We start from the raw sequence: 17,578 nt of genomic DNA, 5'->3' as shown, positions 1-17,578 counted from the left end.
CAAGGACACCGCGACCTTGTACCAGCTCGGACTGACACTCACCGCCACGACATCACCCATTGACTCATCATCGCCATCAAGCCACACCGCCAGCCCGCGCGGGTCGAATCCTCCGCACACCAACAAGCATCCGCCGCGCAAATCCAGAGTGCCCATGACCCGATTCTGCATGGCATCAAGCTCTGCCCGCGAGGCTGATCTATTCAAAGCCATCGTTGAACAAGTCCGCAGCGGCCTGCTTCCAATGTTGCAGCAAGGTCTGCAGGGCCAGCGGTGAATTGCCGGCCGCGGCATTGCCGGCCTGATCGGTGTCGTTGACTCCGTGACAGCCACCGCAGACGCGGATCTCACCCGGCTGCAGCGACACCCAAACCCGCTCGCGCACCACGGGCAAGCCGCCCGGCGACAAGCTTTGCCAGGTCAGCGCTCGCTGCGCGGGCACGATGATGGCTGCCGAACCGTCACTGGCCAACGGATAGCTGCCCGCGAATCCGGGCACCTGCAGATCAGGAAAGGGCGTGTCGTGGAGTGGCCGCGCCAGCACGCGCCGTCCGGGCAGCGGGTTGGAGATCCCGCCTTTTCCACGCACGAGGTCACCCTGCAGCACTTCCAGCTTGTCGATATCGTACAGCTGGGCGCCAGGCGGATTCACGCTGGTGGTCTGCACCCCACCCGGCACACGCAGGTTGAAGGGCTGCTGTCGGTCGGCGCTGTCGCGGCTGGTGTTGTTGCGGACCACGATCACCCCCAGCCCGCGCTCAGCCAGCCAGCTTCGGAAGCTGACCGGATCGACCGCTTCAGCATCGAACACGGCCTGCTCGGCAGCGGCGATCGACGGCGCCTGGGTGGTGGGTGGCGGGGTTCTCTGGCGCAACTCAACCGGATCGGTCTCCCACAGACGCACGTTGGTGTAACGCACCAGATCGTCAGGGCGCCAGAAAGCCGTGGTCTTGCGTATGCCTTCACTACCGGTCAGGAACGGTCCGGCCGCCGCCAGGTCGCCGGGAGTACCGCTGAGCAGGCGCAGTCGAAACTCATAGCGATTGCTCGGGTTGCTGACCGCCACTGTCTGGCCATTGATCACTTCGGTGGTCGGGTTGGTGCTGGTGGCCTCGGCACGGGTTTCCGGGCTATGCGCCGCCAGCAGCCGACCATCGATCAGCGGCGCCGGATCGCGGTAGCGTCCGCTGTCGCCGGGTCGCTCCGGATCGTTGTCGCCTCGAAACCCAAAGGTGTTGGGATGGGTAGCCGCCGAGCTGCGCATCAATGTGGGCGTCATGCCGGCCTCGCTGTGGTCCAGGAACAGCAACTGACCAGCACCACGCGCGCCGAACTCCACCGTGCGCACGGCAACGAAATGGTTGGCCAGGCCGGGCAATTCGCGCAGGTCGTGAAAGTTGTCGGTGGCATGTTGATTGGGACGCATCGGCGCCTGAAAGCTGAACGGCACCAGCGCCGGATCGTCGTTGAACGAGCGCTCGAAAAAGCTCATCTGTTCGTGCCGACCCCAATGGTTCAGCGTCTCCAGAGTCGTTCCATCCTGCCGCAGTTCCCAGGGCATGAAAAGGTTCATGGCGTGCGGAACCATGTTCGATCCTGGATAGAGGATATTGATGTAAGCCTGCTGACGCGGCTCCGGAAAGATCTCGTGGGTCCCGCTGATGGGCATGCGCACGGCATCGGCGGCTTCGCTGGCGTAGGTGAAGGTGCCGTACCCACCGCCCTGGAACAGGTCCGCATCGGCCTGCTGATCGCGGATCAGGTGATCCCAGCGGTTGAACACGATTCGGCCGTCGGCGATCACCCGCGGATGGAAGTCCCCTGATGGAGAATGGGTATAGGCCCGCACCTCGCCGCTGCTCGGGTTGAGGACGTACAAACCGCTCACGATCGGCTGACTCTCATACTCGTCGTGTTGCGGATACAGGTAGGCCCGGTTGCCCTGCGGTCGTGCCGATGCAAACAGGATGCGCCCATCCGACAGATAGCTGGGCTGCACGTTGGAATACTCGGGCTGGTTCGGTACCTTGCTAATCACCGGAGTGTCAGTGGGACCGAGCCCGCTGACCTCATACAGCTGCCAGCGCCAGTCATGTACCTGGAAGCGCCCCGGGCTGCCCACGATCATGCTGAACACCAGCCTCTGCCCATTCCAATGAGGCTCCGGGTCGCGCACGGCAATGCCGCCGAGATTGCCCTTGGGATCCTGTGCCTCGGGATAACCCGCCTGGCCGGATGAGCCCGGCGTTGCGCAGATCGGCTGGGTGCAGCCCCAGCCTGCCGCCGCGGTCAGATTCTTGAGCATTCCATCCGGATAGAGGATGTACAGATCACTGCCGCGCGGTGCCTGCTCAGGACCGCCGAGGTGATTGGTGAAGACGTCGTTCAATGAGGGGTAGCCGCGCATGGGCGGCATCTGGGCAACGAAGACGATGGGATTGGGCAGGGGTGGATTCGGGACGTCTGCCGCAGCGGTGAACGAGGCCAGCCCCAGGAGCCCGGTCGACATGCAACGACCGAGATCCATCCGCTGCGAATGCTGATCCGCCTCAGGCTGGCGCAATGGATGGCGGCCAGAAGCGGTCGAGTCGTTTCCACCCCGTGAGATGAAGACCCGTGGCGCATGGAGGCACCGACGAAGCACTGCGATAGGGGGCATGCGCATGTCCGAGGTCCTGAGGCTGGTTACTCGTGTAAACGACACGCATCGGCGAAACGCACACGCTGGCCCCGCGAGGATCGATCCGTGCGCACCGATGATTCACCGCGCCGGTGCGACGCGACCTCAGGGAATGGGAAGGGGGAGCCGGATCGACGACGACGCGCCAGGTACAGTGTCCCGGCACCTGAGCCAGCGAGTCTGAATCCTGTCTGCCTGGACACGGACTTCATGCCAGTCCTCGATCGAGTTCTCCGGCGAATCCGTACCCGTACCCTGCAGCCAGTAGCGCTCCAGTCGCACCAGGAAGCGTTCCGGAGCGACCTGCAGGGTCAGGCCCTGGCGACCGTCCACATCCTTGATCGCACCGATGCGCTCCCTGACATCCAGGACCGTTCCGGCGTCGAGGTCGATCAAGACCAGGCTCAGTTGGTCCCAGCCGGGTCGGTCGTCCACCGACAACCACAACAGCAGGCTGGACTTTCGGGAAGCCTGCATCTGATCCTGCACCAGAAAGGCACCCAGATCGCGGCAGAGCGAGGGTCTGTCGGCCACCACCGAACGCGCCCTGAAGATGCCGGGCGCCACGGGCAAGTGCAGTTCGCGCCGGTCAGGCAGGAACAGTGTGGCGGTCATGCCGGCCAGCTCCGGGTCGCCGCCGCGAGCGCTGAAGACAAGCCGGAAAGGCAGGCCCTGCAGGTCGCACTCGGCTTGCCAGTCAATCACAGCCCCCGTTGCAGCCGCTAAGCCGGTGGCGGGCCGGGCCTGCGCCAACAGCAGTACACAGAGCAGCGCAACCCAAGCGACCCACCGGCTGCATCCAGGGACTGCCGAGCCTGCGCACGCGCCCAGATTCCGCGCATGCACGCTGGGTCTGAAGCCGTGTGCATCGCCAGAACGGGTCGCTGTGGGCGTCGATCTCAACGTGGTGTCAGCTACAGTGCGCAGCCGTATGCCTGCAAGGCCGGCTTGGCGGCATCCCGGGCCTGCTGGCAAACTTGCGGCAAGGCCTCACGAGTTGCCGAATTGGCCGCCATCTCGGCCCAGGACTTCTTCCATTGCGCAATACCCACCTTCATCTGCTCGCTGGCTGCCGCTGGCACCTGGTTGGTGAGGCACTGTTCGTAGGCGACCAGGAAGTTGTCGCAATCGGCAATACCGGTGCTTGCGGCGGATTTCGGGTTGCTTCCCGCGGGGGATGCAGCGGCCGGCTCGGATGGCGCAGGAGCGGCAGGGGTCGGCGCAGCGCTGACGGGCGGCTCAGCTTGCGAGCAGGCCGCAAGAATCAGGATGAGGGCAAGTCCGGAAGGAAGTCGATGCATGGACACGAAAGTTCTCCAAGGCGTCTGAGGGCGACGGCACTGTTTGCTCGTCGGACCGGAGAAACGAGCCACGACATCAGATCGCACATCCGATCCCATCTCACCCGTGCTCGAAGGCCCACCTGCTGCCACTTGTGGCACTGGAGCGTGCGAGACCTCGTTGCTGTTGAGCGCGACTCAAGTGATCCGATCCGAAGCGATGACTGCGGGCACGACAGCCGATCTGAGCGCTGCACGGGCAAATTCGCTCGCCGGATGGCTGGACGGTCCCCGTTCCGGGCCAGATTCAGCCTGTATCTTGCCCCCAACCGAATCCAAGGCTTCCGCCAGCCCGCTCATCAGCAAAGACCCTGCCATGGATTACCGAGACCCTGAAACCACGATCGAACTGCTGCAGAAGAGTCATGATGGAGATCAGGCAGCCCGCGATCGGCTGCTGGCCCGTTATCTACCGATACTGTCGCGATGGGCGCATGGCCGCCTGCCGCAGCAAGCGCGCGACCTGTCCGAGACGGCCGATCTGGTTCAGCTGACGCTGATTCGTGCGCTGAACAATCTTCCGACGTTTGTATCTCAGGGGCCCGGGGCCTTTTTCGGATATCTGAGGCAGGTCATGAACAATCTGGTACGCGATGAGTTACGGCGAGTCGGTCGGAAGCCATTGCAGGTGGAAATGGACGAGCAATGGCCAGAAGATCAGCCCACGCCCGGCGCCAACATGGTCACCCTGCAGGCACTCAAGAACTACGAGAAGGGACTGTCCGAGCTGGATCCCGAGCAGCGCGAGCTGGTGGTCATGCGGGTGGAGCTGGGGATGGGCCACGAGGAAATTGCCAGAATCATCAACAGCCCGAGCAGCAATGCTGCTCGAATGAAGGTCGCTCGTGCGCTGGCCACGTTAGCGAAGCACATGGCCGCCACGCCCGCATCGGGACGGGCCTGAAATGATCGTCGACGACGAGCAATTGCTGCTGAAGTTGAGCGAGCAGATTGCTGCTGGCGAGACCATAGACTGGGGTCAGACCCAGGGCCTTTCGCCAACGCTGTGCGAACAACTCCGGCAGATCGAACTGCTGGCCGGAGGATTTGTCGGGGATCCAACCCAGCCTGCGACCGACTCTGCGGAGTTGATGCTCGGCATCGGTGAACGATTTGGCCCTCTGGTGGTTCGGTCCCTGCTCGGCAGCGGCAGCTTTGGCCGTGTCTACCGCGCATACGACGCCGAGCTGGATCGGGAAGTCGCCCTCAAGTTGGTGAATGCCCATCGACGCGGCCGCGCTGAAGTTCTGCGCGAAGCGAGATTGATGGCACGGATCGACCATCCCAACGTCCTCAAGGTCTACGGCGCTCTTGAGGACCAGCAGCGCATAGCCTTTGCCGTTGAGTTGATCGAAGGCGAGACGCTGGAAGCCTGGTTCGCCAGGCACGAACCGCTGGGGCCGCATGCGCTGGTGGCCATCGGACTGGAGCTGTGCGCGGCGCTCTGTGCGCTGCACCAGGCCCAGATCCTGCATGGTGACCTGAAGCCGAGCAACATCCTGCGCCACCCGAACGGGCGCTGGATCGTGGCGGATTTCGGCTCCGGTCAACATACCGCCGATCCGGGCTGGGCTTCGGGAACGCCCCGCTACATGGCACCTGAGCTGCTAGAGCGTGGACAGGGCTCGCCCGCAAGTGATCAGTACGCACTGGCGGTCGTACTTTTCCGCCTGGCAACGCGCCGCTATCCCTATGCGGGTGACACCCTGGATGCCGTTGCCGAAATGCAGCGCAGAGGCGTCCGCGAACGACTGCTGGACCTCCGACCCGATCTGCCCAGAGCGCTGGTCGAGGCCATTGAGCAAGCCCTGGAGCGTGATCCGAAACAACGGCATGCGTCGGTGGGCGCCATGGCGGCCGCATTGTCAGCCGTCATTGCCGAGCCGCTCGAAGGATCGCGGCGGGGTCGCCGTGGCTGGATGCTGGCCGCGCTGACCTTCGCTGTGATAGTGGCAGCCTCTCGCCTGGTCTCGACCGTGCCGGTTGCCGAAGACCACCTGGCATGGATTGCCCGCCATGCCGGCGATTCCCGCGAGCTCGCTCTTGGTGACCCCATTGGTGCCGATGAGGGACTGACCCTGGAGTTGGAGCTGCAACAACCTCGCTATCTCTATGTGATCAATCAGGATCGCCAGGGCGCCCGCTTCCAGCTGTTCCCCTTGCAAGCCGGCAAGCTCCGCAACCCTCTCTCTCCCGGCCGCTATCAATTGCCGGGAGAAGTCGACGGCGCCATCGCGGATTGGCGCGTCACCAGTCCCGGAGGACGGGAATACTTCCTGGTGATACTGGCCGACCGCCCCATTCAGGAACTCGCGGAACTCAGGCTGAGCGAGGCCGGCGCGATGCCGCAGAATTGGCTCGCAGCCGAAGACAGGGTCCGCGGCGTTGGCGGCACGCGTCCGCGAAGCGCCGAGGAGGATCCGGACTGGCAGTGGGTGGAGCAACTGAAGCAGAGCTACCCCCAAGCCCGTTTCGAACGCTTCGAGCTGGCCAATCCGTGAGCCATGAGCGCCCGGATCCAGGTGACCTGGCCCCGCCTCGGCCAGGATCGATCAGCCGGCGATTGCTCGATTGGCTGACTCCCTCGCGGCCTTTGCGTGCATTGGGACAGCTTCGTGCAGTACGCGCCGATGCCAGGCTCAATATCTATCCCATTGATGCCAGCAGCCTGCGGCTACTTGATCCCGAGCGTGTTCACTACACCTTTCAGATGCTGCGCGAGAGTGGCTTTCGGCAGAGCCAACTCGATCTGACCGGCGCGGATCTGGCGCAGCTTTCGCTGCAACCGGCCTTGCTGCTCAGCCCCTTGGCCAGCGCGCGCTGGCTGGCAGTCGCAGACCGCGCCTTGAGTGCAGCGACCTTCGCCTTCATGTTCCAGCCGTTCACGTTGGCGGTCTCGAATGAGTGCTTGCTCAGCGGTCGCGTGGTCCCGATGGCGAGTCGATCCAGGCTGGACTGCTGCACCTTGCGGGTCAGCGAGGTATCACAAAGACTGCTGCTGCAATTTCAGAGCCATGACCCCGACCTGCGGCAGGACATCGATCAGGCCATGTTCGCATTGACCAACCCGACTGCGGCCTGACTTCCTCTTTCAGCATCACCTTGATCAGTCGCAGTCGATGTTTCGGGCTGCGGGGTAGCGCTGGTCGTGGCCATGATTGGCCAACGTCCGGCCGATCACGCTTGCGCAAGGGAAACGAACTTCAGTTCGATTGCCAAAGCAATCCGGTGCCCAGCTGTTCCAGTTCCCGAAGCCGCCGAATGGTCAGGACCGCTTCGCAGTAGGTTCCAAACTGGCTCGGATGGGCCGCCCCATCATGGTAGTCAACCACAAATGCACATTGCGCCAGCTTCAGCTGGATCCAGGCCTGCTGCATGCTCCGAAGGTGGCGCTTCTGCTTCTCGTCGGCGATCGCCATGAGCTTCCCGTAAAGAACGTTCAGCTCACGATCCGCCCGCTGCAGGGCCTGGTGATGACATTCGCCCCATTGCACCTGTGAAGTCGCAGATGGACAGGGAATCACGGTGCCATCGAAGAATGTTCCGGTCGGTTCGTCGGCCTGAGCACTCATTCTCGCTCCAAGCAGGCAGACCAGCAGCAGCCACTTGTTCATCAGATCTCCCTTGATCCCGAGGCCGCATCCACCAGCGCCGATGCGCTCACGCGAGAGGCCTAAGCACAGGATTCCAACATGGAAACGGCGACAGCTTACCGGGCGCACGTAGCGCGAGATGCCAGCGAGAGGCGCCGGGCGATTCCAACATCTCAACGCCGAGCACGGTTGAATCCGGCGCGTGCAAGCTTTCCCGGCAGTCAAGGCGCACCAACCCGGACGCACGATTCGCGACCCAAAACCCCAGAAACAACAAAGCCCCGCAATGCGAGGCCTTGAGAAGTTCTTATGAATCAATCGCTTGCGTGGTGGGCGGTGCAGGGATCGAACCTGCGACCCTTGCCGTGTGAAGGCAATGCTCTACCGCTGAGCTAACCGCCCGATACAAGCTAGCCGTGAAGCATAGGCGCTGGCGCGGCTGATCGTCAACTCGACTCGCGAGAGCTCTGGTCAACTCGTGTCCAGACAAGTCTGGACCTACGCGAGTGGCGTTGCCGCAGCGGACCAGGACTCAGCGGGTGTCGCGGCTGCGGCGGTAGTCAACGTGTTCGCGAGCCCGGTCGTAGGCACTCTGACTGCGGTAACCGCGGTCTGAGCGCTCGTAGCTGGCGCGGCGGTAGTCGTTGCGATCCGAGCCATGGCGATCACGGTCGTAGGCTCGCGAATATCCACGGCTGTACCGGCCGTGGTCGCGATAGCCGTAGTCACGATGGCCGTAGCTGCGATAACCACGGTCGTAATAGCGCGGGCCGCTGCTGTAGCGATAGCCGTAGCTGTAGCCGCCGTAATAACGGGGCGCGTAATAGCTGCTGTAGTAGCGTGGCGCGTAATAACCGCCGTAGTAGCGCGGACCGCAGCCATAGTAGCAATCGTTGTAGTAACGCACAGGCGTGCGGTAGCTGCTGAGGTACCAGGGATCGGCCCAGGGATCGCGATAGCCGTAGCCACTGTAGCCCCAACTGGGTCCGTAGCCGAAAGCGCTGAAAGAGCGATAGCCGTGGTTGCCGATGGCGACGGAATAGCCACCATGGCGGCCGTAGTCGGTGTAGCCGATGGACCAGTTGCCGGCGCTGGCGGCGCCCGCGTAGCTGAATCCGACGAAAGTGATCAACAATGCCAGCCAACGAATCATGGTGATGTCCTCCGTTCCTTCGCCCCTGGAAGGCCTTTCCAAAGTAAAGGACGCGGCTGAATCGCGGATGAAGTTTGCGGCTCGTGCGGTGACACGTTCAGCTGTCTGGCGATTCGATCGTTCGCGCTCGCTGTTGTGGGTCCAGACTCGTCTCGACGCTGTGGTCCCGTGGTGCATAAGCTGTTTCGACCCGACATTGCACACGGACCATGAACCACAAGCCGGCCTGTAGGAGCGACCTCGCGTCGCGACCGGCCGACCGCACGTCCGCGGCAGTAGTCGCGCCGCAAGGGCGCTCCTATAGGTGAACGAAGCCGGCGCTGCGCTCGAACGACAGAAAACTCAATAATTTACGACATGGTTTCATGGAGAGCGTAGCCTGGCAATCCAGGCGCAAGGTCGTGGAAACACTGGATTGCTTCGTCGCTGCGCTCCTCGCAATGACGCCGGCACTGGGTGGTGCGGCCACTTCGGTCGTAGCCGGGGCCTATTGAAGCCAATCAACCCACCCTGCCCTACACCTCCGCCAGAGGCCGCAGCCAGAAGGCACGATGGATGCGCTGGTCGCGCACGAAATCGGGTGGGATGCTGGCCTCGGTGACATCGTCGACACGGGCAATCGCAGACAGTTCCGGATCGATCTTGAAGCGCCGGAGATTGCAGACGAACAGTACCCGACCGCCTGGCGCGAGGCAGCGCAGGGCATCGCGCAACAGGGCAGCGTGATCGCGTTGCACGTCGAAGACCGTCGGCGTGCGCTTGGAGTTGGAGAAGGTCGGCGGGTCGACATAGATCAGGTCAAACTGACCGCGGCAGTTGCCCAGCCAGCGCACCGCATCATCGGCCACCAGGCGGTGACGACGGCTGTCTATCTGGTTCAGACGGAAGTTGCGTTCGGCCCACTGGATGTAGGTGGGCGACAGGTCAACGCTGGTGCTCTCGCTGGCGCCGCCCAGCACCGCCGCCACCGTGGCCGATGCGGTGTAGCAGAACAAGTTGAGAAAACGCAGCCCGCGCGAGCTGTCCTGGATCCAGGCGCGCACCTGGCGGCCGTCGAGGAACAGGCCGGAATCCAGGTAATCCTGCAGATTCACTTCGAGCCGGGCATCGGCTTCGCGCACGATGAAGTGGTCGCCGCTGTGGTCCTGGCGTCGGTACTGACCTTCGGGGGTCTGACTGCGACGCTGCTTGAGGTAGATGCGCTCGGTGGGTATGTCGAAGGCGCGGCGCGCGGCGAACACCAGATCCTTGAAGCGTTCTTCGGTCTTGGCCTGCGGAATCTCGCTCGGCGCCTGATATTCCTGGATGTGCAGACGATCGCCGTAGACATCGATGGCGGCCGCGTATTCGGGCAGATCGGCGTCGTAGACGCGATAGCACTCGATCTGTTCACGTTCGAGCCAGCGCTTCAGGCGCTTGCGATTCTTGTTGATGCGGTTGTAGACCATCTCGGCACCGGGGCTGCGGAAGCGCACCGGTGCATCGGCGCGGTGCTCGGCCGCGGCCGTGATCGGACCGGTGATCAACAGACATTCGAGGCTGCCGTTGTAGATCTTCTGGATCTTCTCGGCGCGCAGCTCGGTGGCCCGCGCCAGCGCGTCGCTGCCGGCGATCAGGGCAAAGCGCCAGCCGACAAAGCCTTGCTTGAGGGCGCCACCGAATTCGCGGTGCAGCGGCATCAGTTCGCGTTCCTGCCCCAGGCGCTGGCCATAAGGCAAATTGCCCACGACCAGACCGGCGGCAAAATTCGCGGGCGGCTTCAGGCGGGTCGCGTCCAGTGTGCCGAGCTGGCAGAAACCAGCCATGCGCGCGGTCTGCAGCTGGCCGCGGGCGATACGGATGGCCTGGGCATCACTGTCGCTGCCAAAGGCGCGAGCGCGCATCTGGCGCAGACCCTGCTGGGCGCGCTCATCGGCTGCGGCCCGCACCTCATTCCACAGGCCGGCATCGTGCCCGCCCCAGCGTGACCAGGCGAAATCCTGGCGCAAGTTCTGCGCCGGCACGCCCGCCGCCATCCACAGCGCTTCGATCAGCAAGGTGCCGCCGCCACAGAAGGGATCGACGATCGCCACTTCCTGATCGGCCATCTCCGGCCAGCCGGCGCGTACCAGCACGCCGGCCGCCAGATTTTCCTTGATCGGTGCTTCATGACCGGGCCGCCGATAGCCGCGCTCATGCAGGGCGCCACCGACCATGTCCAGTGACACCGCCGCCCGTGAGCCCTTCAGGGCCACATTGACCGTGACATCGGGCGATTCGGCATCGACGAAGGGTCGCGCCCCGCCGTGTTCGCGGAAGGCATCGGCAATGGCGTCCTTGACCCGGAGCATGGCGAAGCGGGTGTCGTTGAAGGCCGGCGACTTGCCGGCCACCTGCACCGCAAAGCGATGATCAGCGCTGAAGTGTTCATGCCAGCGCACCGTGCGCGCCAGCGCGTACAGATCGTCCGGATTGGCAATCTCGCCGGCTGCCAGACGCAACAACCAGCGGCTTGGCAGACGCGCCTGATAGCCGATGGCATAGGCCGCGGCCAGCGTGGCCGAGCACTCGACCCCGGCCACGGTTTCGCGGATGTCCTCGGCGCCAAGCGCGGCGAGTTCGCGTGCGAGCAGGGTTTCCAGTCCGCGCGCACAGGTGGCGAAGAAGCTGTGCGTGCTCATGCCGCCACAACCGCTGCCTGCGGCAGCCAGCGACGCAGAAAGCGCTCGAAGTCGGCGTCGATGGCGTCGATCACGTCGGTCAGGCGATGGTCGGCATCGTAGAGCTTGAATTCGGCCGCGTTCGACTTGGCCAGCGCGTAGACCTCATCGGGCCCGATCAACTCGTCATGCCAGCCATGGACGATGGCGATATGGGTGGCACGCAGCCCCAGATCCGGCGCGATGCCGGGCAGACGCACCGGTGGCGCCAGCAGGAACAGGCCATCGATGTCGCGCTGCAAGGAAGCCAGTCCCGATACGTAGGCGCCCAGGCTGGACCCGACCAGAATCAGCGGGCGCGGCGCCGCGTCGATCTTCGGCAGCAAACGATCCAGCCGCCGCAGCGGATCGACAATGCCCTGATCGTCGACCCGTTCGCTGCTGAATCCCAGCGCCTGCGCCACCTGGGCCAGGCGCGTGACCTTGGTCGCATTGGGACCGCTTTCCATGCCATGCGACAGGATCACATGGCCAGTTGCTGCTGAAACAGACATCGATGACTCCAGAAAAGGGCTGCGCCGGTGCGCCCGCGGACTGCCGCGCGCTGCCCTGACGATGCCCGTATCCTACCGAAGCTGCAGCCACTACCCGCGGATGGGCCGATGTTTATCGTGCAAGCTTTGCCGTATGCGGACAAACTGGAACGGCGGGAGCTCGGCGATATCCGCCTGCTGGTCATCCATTGCACCGAATTGCCTGATCTGGCGATGGCCCGCGAATACGGCGAGCAGGTGGTTTATCCCAGCGGCACCGGCAACAGCGGGCATTACTACATCGATCGCGACGGCAGTTGCATTGAATATGTGCCGATCGAGGCCATCGCCCATCACACCCGCGGCTGGAACCCACAATCGATCGGCATCGAACTGGTCAATAGCGGGCGCTATCCGGACTGGCTGGATTCGCGCCGGCAGCAGATGAGTGAGCCCTATCCACCGGCGCAGATCGCTGCGCTACTGGACCTGATTGCCGATCTGCGCCAGCGCTGCCCGATGCTGACCGATATTGCCGGACACGAGGACCTGGATCTGAACGAGGTGCCAGCCAGCGACGATGCTGCGCTGAAGGTACGGCGCAAGCGGGATCCGGGCCCGATGTTTCCGTGGGCCGAGGTGGTGGCAGCCAGTGGATTGCGCAGGCGCATGGCCGCGGAGATGCCATGAGAAGGAATCGTAGGTCACGTTGTCCGCAATGCGGGCTACGTGACATCGGCTCACCTGTGGGAGCGGCTTCAGCCGCGACTGGAGCAAATCGCGACTGGAGGGCGGCTCCAGCGGCCTCGTCACGTAGCCCGCTGCGCGGCCAACGTGACCTACAAAAGACGCCCCGTCACGTAGCCCGCCGCGCCGACTCCATGACCTGTGACCTCCATACGCCCGCGTAGCGTAGATTGTTCGTGACCATGGCCACCATAATGGTCCATCTTCCTCCGTCGAGATGACCATGCCATCCGATCTTCTGAGCTTCTTCGCCAGCGGCCTCACCGGTTCGCCGTGGTGGTTGCTGCTGCTGTACTTCGTCTTCGTGACCCAGCTGACCATCTTCGCCGTCACCTTGTATCTGCATCGCAGTCAGGCCCATCGCGGCGTCGACTTCCATCCGGTCATCGCCCACATCTTCCGCTTCTGGGCCTGGCTGACCACGGCCATGGTCACCAAGGAATGGGTGGCAATCCATCGCAAGCACCACGCCAAGTGCGAGACCGAGGAGGATCCGCACAGCCCTCAGATCTACGGCATCAAGAAGGTACTGTTCCATGGCGTCACCCTGTACCAGCAGGCGCGCAAGGATCGCGCGATGGTGGAGCAATACGGCTCGAACACACCGGACGACTGGCTGGAACGCCATCTCTACGCGCCGCTGCCGGCACTCGGGCCGACGCTGATGGCGCTGATCAACATCAGCCTGTTCGGTTCGATCGGCCTGGCCATCTGGGCCATCCAGATGCTGTGGATACCGGTGATGGCCGCCGGCGTGGTCAATGGGCTCGGTCACTGGTGGGGTTATCGCAATTTCGAGACCACCGACAGCTCGACCAATCTCACGCCCTGGGCTTTTTTCATCGGCGGTGAAGAGCTGCACAACAACCATCACGCCTATCCGAGCTCATCGAAGTTCGCGCTGCGTCGCTACGAATTCGATATCGGCTGGGTGGTGATCCGTATGCTGTCGGCGCTGGGTCTGGCCAAGGTCACGCGCGTGGCGCCGAGTCTGGCGGTACGGCCCAACGTCAACCTGCCGGACATGGACACAGTGCGCGCGCTGCTGACACACCGCTTCGGGGTGATGCGCGAGTATTTCCGTGGTGTCATCGTGCCGGTACTGCGTGAAGAAGCCGATCGCGCCGGCGACAAGATGTCGCAGCTGCGCGGGCGCTTGCGCCGGGCGCTGGCCAACAACGGCCGCTGGCTGGATGAGGAATCGCGCGAGCGCATGGGCGCCTGGGTGCGCGAGCGACCGCTGGTCAGCGTGGTCATGGACTATCAGCGCCGTCTGGCCGAAACCCTGGAGCGTTCAGGTCGCAATGGCGATGCCCTGATCGAAGCCCTGCGCGTGTGGTGCGAAGACGCCGAACGTTCCGGCGTTGCCGCGCTGGAGCAGTTTGCCCGGCGTATCAAGGGCTACCAACTGGTTGGGGCGTGAGCGGGGAAGGAGATTCGGGCAGGCTTGGAAAAGCGGGGCAAGGGGCAGATGTCCAGACGCGACGCAAGTTCCGAGGAATTCCCGGTCGCCCCTGGCGGTGCGCTTATTCGCGCAACAAACATAGGAGGGCGCGAGGGCGCGAGGGCACGAGGGCACGCAAAGGCAGCCTCACGGCGAGCTCTTGATCTTGCGTGCCCTCGTGCCCTCGCGCCCTCGTGCCACAAAATCAAACACTTGCGGCATGTTTGGTGAGAGCAACAGGGTGAGTCCCCTGCCCCCTGCCCCGTGCCACCTGCCCCGTGCCACCTGCCCCCACGCAAGCGAATCGCCAGGGGCACCCAAAACCCCACAAGCGCCGGATCGGAACACACACTGATGAGCTTGACCGCATGACCCAATCGGCCACCGCACCGCGGCCGGCCTATGGATTGATCGCCCTGTTGGCCGGGCTGTCGATGCTCGGCCCTTTCGCCATCGACACCTTCTTTCCGGCTTTCCCGGCGATTGCCGGCGCGCTCTCGGCCACGCCTTTCCAGATGCAGCAGACGCTGGCGCTGTATCTGGTGGCCTACGCGCTGATGGCCTTGCTGCACGGCGGCGTGTCTGATGCGCTCGGACGGCGGCCGGTGATCCTGGTGTCGATGGCCATTTTCACCCTGGCTTCGATCGGCTGTGCGCTGTCGCAATCGATAGAACAGCTGCTGGCCTTCCGCGTGCTGCAGGGCCTGAGCGCCGGTGCCGGTGTCATCGTCGGCCGCGCCATCGTCCGCGATTGCTTCGAGGGCGCCCGCGCCCAACGTGTGATGAGCGGCATCAGCATGATCTTCGGCATCGCCCCGGCACTGGCACCGATCATCGGCGGCTATCTGCTGGTCCTGGGCTGGCGGGCATCGTTCTGGTTTCTGGTGCTGCTGGCCGTGGGCTTGTTGCTGGCCTGCTGGCGCCTGCTGCCGGAAACGCTGCCCGAGGAAGCGCGCAAACCGCTGGATGCCGGACAGCTCAGTCGCGGCTATCTGCACATGCTCAAGCACGGCCGCTTCGTGCTGCTGTGCTTTGCCGGCGGCTTCAATTTCGCCGCGCTGTTCCTCTACATCAGTTCGGCGCCGGCCTTCGTGCTCGATATCCTCAAGCTCAACGAATTGCAGTTCGGCGCCTTCTTCGTGCCCACCATCAGCGGCATGGTGATCGGTTCCTTTGCCAGTGGCCGCATGGCCGGCCGGGTGCAACCACGCAGCGGTCTGAAACTGGCCTATGCGCTGATGATCATCGCCGGTGTGTCCAATATCCTCTACACGCAATCCGTCGATCAGGTGCAGTGGCCGTGGGCGGTGCTGCCCATTGCGCTGACGGCTTTCGGCGTAGCCATCGCCTTTCCGCTGCTGACCATCGCCTGCATGGATCTGTTCCCCGATCGCCGCGGCGGCGTCAGCTCACTGCAGATGTTCCTCAGTCTGCTGGTCAATGCCAGCATCGCCGGATTGGTGGCGCCGCTGGTGCACCAGAGCGCCCGATCCCTGGCGATCGGCTCGATGCTGCTGACCGTTGTCGGCATGATTCTGTACGTCTTCGCGCGCTCGGCGATACCGAAGACTGCCGCTGCGGCCCCGGCATGAACTAACGCTCATGCGGGAGCCGTTCGGGGCTGAGTGCTTGTCTGTGGGAGTCCCGGTCGCCCCTGACGGTGCGCTTGTTCGCGCATCAAACTGTCGGCGAACTCGGTGTTTCATTTCTTGTCCGCAAAGGACGCGAAGGACGCGAAGATTCAAATGCTTGTCCGGTTAAGCACGATCTCTGGCGACACCGCCAACCGAAAACTTGGAATCGCTCTACTTTGCGTCCTTTGCGACCTTTGCGGAAAATGTTTTTGATCAAATGCTTGCGGCATGTTTGGTGAGAGCCGCCCGCGTCCGCGACCGAAGGTGGGGCCGGTCGCGGATGAATCCGCTCCCACAGTGGTCTTTCCCTACGGCATCTCCCGCAGCAGCAAACCCAGCAACACCGCATCCTGCAGCTCGCCGGCCACCAGCCAGCGCTCGCGGGCGTAGCCTTCGCGCTGGAAGCCGAGGCGCTCGACCAGTCGCAGTGACGCGGCGTTGCGCGGATCAACATCGGCCTCGATGCGCCGCAGCTGCATCTGGTCGCGGGTGTGTTCGAACAAGCGACGCAGGGCTGCCTGGGCGTAGCCGCGTCCCCACCACGCCGAACCGAGGATGTAGCCGATCTCGGCCCGGCCCTGCTTGAGGTCCAGGTTGAACAGCGTGGTGGTGCCGATGATGCGGCCATCGTCGATGTGCTCAATGCCCCACTGGAACAGATCGCCGCGCTCGCGGCCGCTGTCGATCGCCGCCAGATAACCGCGGGTCTCGTCGAGGTCGACAAAGGCCGGACGGCTCCAGTAGCGCATCGCGGTGGTGTCCGAAAACACGACGTGCAGATCAGCCAGATCGGGCTCGCCCAGTTGCCGCAGGCGCACCTGACCAGCTTCCAGCGTCGGCAGAGTGTGGCTCATTGACGTGTTTCCACCTTGGGCAGCGTACGGAGGTAGCTGTATAGCGCGTTTACCTCGGTGTCGGTCAGGCCGGAGAAGGCCGACCACGGCATGAATTCCTTGTTCATGACACTGCCATCGGGACGCTTGCCCTGCCGCAGTGCCATGCTGAATTGTTCCAGCGTCCAGGTGCCCAGATGGCCCGTCGGGGTCAGGTTGGCGGCCGGCGGCGCCTCGGGGGGCATTGCGGCCATCGGGCCACCGGAAAAATCGGCGCGATGGCAGCCCGAGCAGATCTGCGCCAGATAGGCGCCGTGTTCGATGCCGCTGTCCGGTGGCAGCACGGGCGGCTTCTGATTGTGATCGATGCGCTCGACGGTCAGCAGCGGCAGTTGCCCTGCGCCCAGCAGCACCTTGCCCAGAAAGGTCAGGGCCGTAGGCTGCAACTGACGATCCACTGGTGGCAGGCTCTTGAGATAGGCCAGCAGCGCAGCGAAGTCAGACTCGGACATGTTGGTGTTGTCATCGCTCGGCATCAGGATCAGCGGCCGGCCGCCCGGGCCTATGCCATGGCGGATGGCGAGTTGCCAGTCCCTGTCGGTGTAGGCGGCGGTGACGCCGCCCAGCCCGCCGGTGAGATTGGGCGGCACCAGGGCGCCGATCGGCGCCAGCGCCAGGACCTGTCCGCCCAGATCCGCACCGTGGCATTCCTTGCAGCCGCGGATCTGGGCGATGCGCTCACCCTCGGCCAGATCAACACCAGCAGTTGCCACGGAACTGCTGGCCGGCTCGATCTTCCAGCGCTTGGCCATCTTGGCATCACCGCGCCAGGCAAGCACGCCAACGCCGACAGCCATCAGCAGCAGCAAGCTGAGCCCCACCCACAGCAACTTCTTGACCAGTCTCACCTGATTCCTCCCGCAGATCTTCTGTCTTCACGATACGTGCACGATATCAAGCCACCAAGGAGACCACGCCTGCC

Annotated in this window: 15 protein-coding genes and 1 tRNA gene; 6 read left to right on the top strand and 10 right to left on the bottom strand. The window is 63.9% G+C overall.

The genetic code is table 11. The features are described from left to right. Positions 1-199: 199 nt before the first annotated feature. From H7A19_03850 to H7A19_03840, 3 genes are all read right to left on the bottom strand, one after another. Positions 200-2,509, bottom strand: a complete 2,310-nt coding sequence (locus H7A19_03850) for a hypothetical protein (protein MCP5473955.1) — start codon at positions 2,507-2,509, stop codon at positions 200-202. 276 nt (positions 2,510-2,785) lie between these two features. After that, positions 2,786-3,385: a hypothetical protein gene (locus H7A19_03845; protein ID MCP5473954.1), complete on the bottom strand. Its 600-nt coding sequence runs from the start codon at positions 3,383-3,385 to the stop codon at positions 2,786-2,788. Positions 3,386-3,594: 209 nt separating this feature from the next. Continuing rightward, positions 3,595-3,987 carry a hypothetical protein gene (locus H7A19_03840; GenBank protein ID MCP5473953.1) on the bottom strand — a complete coding sequence of 131 codons (393 nt, stop codon included), beginning with the start codon at positions 3,985-3,987 and terminating at the stop codon, positions 3,595-3,597. Between the two features lie 193 nt (positions 3,988-4,180). On the opposite strand from H7A19_03840, the gene H7A19_03835 reads away from it, so the two are divergent. From H7A19_03835 to H7A19_03825, 3 genes are read left to right on the top strand one after another with little or no spacing between them, the layout of a single operon-like run. Continuing rightward, positions 4,181-4,924 carry a sigma-70 family RNA polymerase sigma factor gene (locus H7A19_03835; protein MCP5473952.1) on the top strand — a complete coding sequence of 248 codons (744 nt, stop codon included), beginning with the start codon at positions 4,181-4,183 and terminating at the stop codon, positions 4,922-4,924. 1 nt (position 4,925) lies between these two features. Continuing rightward, positions 4,926-6,521 carry a protein kinase gene (locus H7A19_03830; GenBank protein ID MCP5473951.1) on the top strand — a complete coding sequence of 532 codons (1,596 nt, stop codon included), beginning with the start codon at positions 4,926-4,928 and terminating at the stop codon, positions 6,519-6,521. Next, positions 6,518-7,102: a hypothetical protein gene (locus H7A19_03825; protein ID MCP5473950.1), complete on the top strand. Its 585-nt coding sequence runs from the start codon at positions 6,518-6,520 to the stop codon at positions 7,100-7,102. Before H7A19_03830 ends, H7A19_03825 begins: the two co-directional genes overlap by 4 nt. Before the next feature lie 121 nt (positions 7,103-7,223). Here H7A19_03825 and H7A19_03820 read toward each other — a convergent pair whose 3' ends face one another. From H7A19_03820 to H7A19_03800, 5 genes are all read right to left on the bottom strand, one after another. After that, complete coding sequence (locus H7A19_03820; GenBank protein MCP5473949.1) at positions 7,224-7,634, bottom strand: DUF1311 domain-containing protein; 411 nt, start codon at positions 7,632-7,634, stop codon at positions 7,224-7,226. A 306-nt stretch (positions 7,635-7,940) separates the two neighbouring features. Then, positions 7,941-8,015, bottom strand: a tRNA-Val gene (locus H7A19_03815). A gap of 130 nt (positions 8,016-8,145) precedes the next feature. Continuing rightward, positions 8,146-8,766, bottom strand: a complete 621-nt coding sequence (locus H7A19_03810; protein MCP5473948.1) for a hypothetical protein — start codon at positions 8,764-8,766, stop codon at positions 8,146-8,148. Between the two features lie 515 nt (positions 8,767-9,281). Further along, complete coding sequence (gene rlmKL, locus H7A19_03805; GenBank protein MCP5473947.1) at positions 9,282-11,426, bottom strand: bifunctional 23S rRNA (guanine(2069)-N(7))-methyltransferase RlmK/23S rRNA (guanine(2445)-N(2))-methyltransferase RlmL; 2,145 nt, start codon at positions 11,424-11,426, stop codon at positions 9,282-9,284. Next, a complete protein-coding gene (locus tag H7A19_03800; protein MCP5473946.1) occupies positions 11,423-11,959 on the bottom strand; it encodes an alpha/beta fold hydrolase in 537 nt (178 codons plus the stop codon). The genes rlmKL and H7A19_03800 overlap by 4 nt, the downstream gene beginning before the upstream one ends. A gap of 108 nt (positions 11,960-12,067) precedes the next feature. On the opposite strand from H7A19_03800, the gene H7A19_03795 reads away from it, so the two are divergent. From H7A19_03795 to H7A19_03785, 3 genes are all read left to right on the top strand, one after another. Further along, positions 12,068-12,628, top strand: a complete 561-nt coding sequence (locus tag H7A19_03795; protein MCP5473945.1) for an N-acetylmuramoyl-L-alanine amidase — start codon at positions 12,068-12,070, stop codon at positions 12,626-12,628. Positions 12,629-12,908: 280 nt separating this feature from the next. Then, positions 12,909-14,108 carry a fatty acid desaturase gene (locus H7A19_03790; protein MCP5473944.1) on the top strand — a complete coding sequence of 400 codons (1,200 nt, stop codon included), beginning with the start codon at positions 12,909-12,911 and terminating at the stop codon, positions 14,106-14,108. Positions 14,109-14,497: 389 nt separating this feature from the next. Beyond that, the gene (locus H7A19_03785; protein MCP5473943.1) at positions 14,498-15,721 is read left to right on the top strand and encodes a multidrug effflux MFS transporter; all 1,224 of its coding nucleotides are present in this window, start codon (positions 14,498-14,500) and stop codon (positions 15,719-15,721) included. Positions 15,722-16,071: 350 nt separating this feature from the next. Here the strand turns inward: H7A19_03785 and H7A19_03780 are convergent, their stop codons facing one another. Both H7A19_03780 and H7A19_03775 read right to left on the bottom strand, forming a co-directional pair. Next, positions 16,072-16,617, bottom strand: coding sequence for a GNAT family N-acetyltransferase (locus tag H7A19_03780; GenBank protein ID MCP5473942.1), 546 nt, complete (start codon positions 16,615-16,617; stop codon positions 16,072-16,074). Continuing rightward, complete coding sequence (locus H7A19_03775; GenBank protein MCP5473941.1) at positions 16,614-17,504, bottom strand: c-type cytochrome; 891 nt, start codon at positions 17,502-17,504, stop codon at positions 16,614-16,616. The genes H7A19_03780 and H7A19_03775 overlap by 4 nt, the downstream gene beginning before the upstream one ends. Positions 17,505-17,578 lie beyond the last annotated feature (74 nt).

The sequence above is a fragment of the Rhodanobacteraceae bacterium genome, from assembly GCA_024234055.1.
Lineage (GTDB): Bacteria > Pseudomonadota > Gammaproteobacteria > Xanthomonadales > SZUA-5 > JADKFD01.
The sequence above is the reverse complement of the archived record's forward strand: the minus strand, read 5'-3'. Positions and strand labels throughout refer to the sequence as shown.

Coding starts and splice junctions, on each gene's coding strand:
- H7A19_03850 (MCP5473955.1), bottom strand. CDS start 2,509: ATGTCGACCGGGCTCCTGGGGCTGGCCTCGTTCACCGCTGCGGCAGAC.
- H7A19_03835 (MCP5473952.1), top strand. CDS start 4,181: ATGACTGCGGGCACGACAGCCGATCTGAGCGCTGCACGGGCAAATTCG.
- H7A19_03830 (MCP5473951.1), top strand. CDS start 4,926: ATGATCGTCGACGACGAGCAATTGCTGCTGAAGTTGAGCGAGCAGATT.
- H7A19_03820 (MCP5473949.1), bottom strand. CDS start 7,634: ATGAACAAGTGGCTGCTGCTGGTCTGCCTGCTTGGAGCGAGAATGAGT.
- H7A19_03810 (MCP5473948.1), bottom strand. CDS start 8,766: ATGATTCGTTGGCTGGCATTGTTGATCACTTTCGTCGGATTCAGCTAC.
- rlmKL (MCP5473947.1), bottom strand. CDS start 11,426: ATGAGCACGCACAGCTTCTTCGCCACCTGTGCGCGCGGACTGGAAACC.
- H7A19_03800 (MCP5473946.1), bottom strand. CDS start 11,959: ATGTCTGTTTCAGCAGCAACTGGCCATGTGATCCTGTCGCATGGCATG.
- H7A19_03795 (MCP5473945.1), top strand. CDS start 12,068: ATGTTTATCGTGCAAGCTTTGCCGTATGCGGACAAACTGGAACGGCGG.
- H7A19_03790 (MCP5473944.1), top strand. CDS start 12,909: ATGCCATCCGATCTTCTGAGCTTCTTCGCCAGCGGCCTCACCGGTTCG.
- H7A19_03785 (MCP5473943.1), top strand. CDS start 14,498: ATGACCCAATCGGCCACCGCACCGCGGCCGGCCTATGGATTGATCGCC.
- H7A19_03780 (MCP5473942.1), bottom strand. CDS start 16,617: ATGAGCCACACTCTGCCGACGCTGGAAGCTGGTCAGGTGCGCCTGCGG.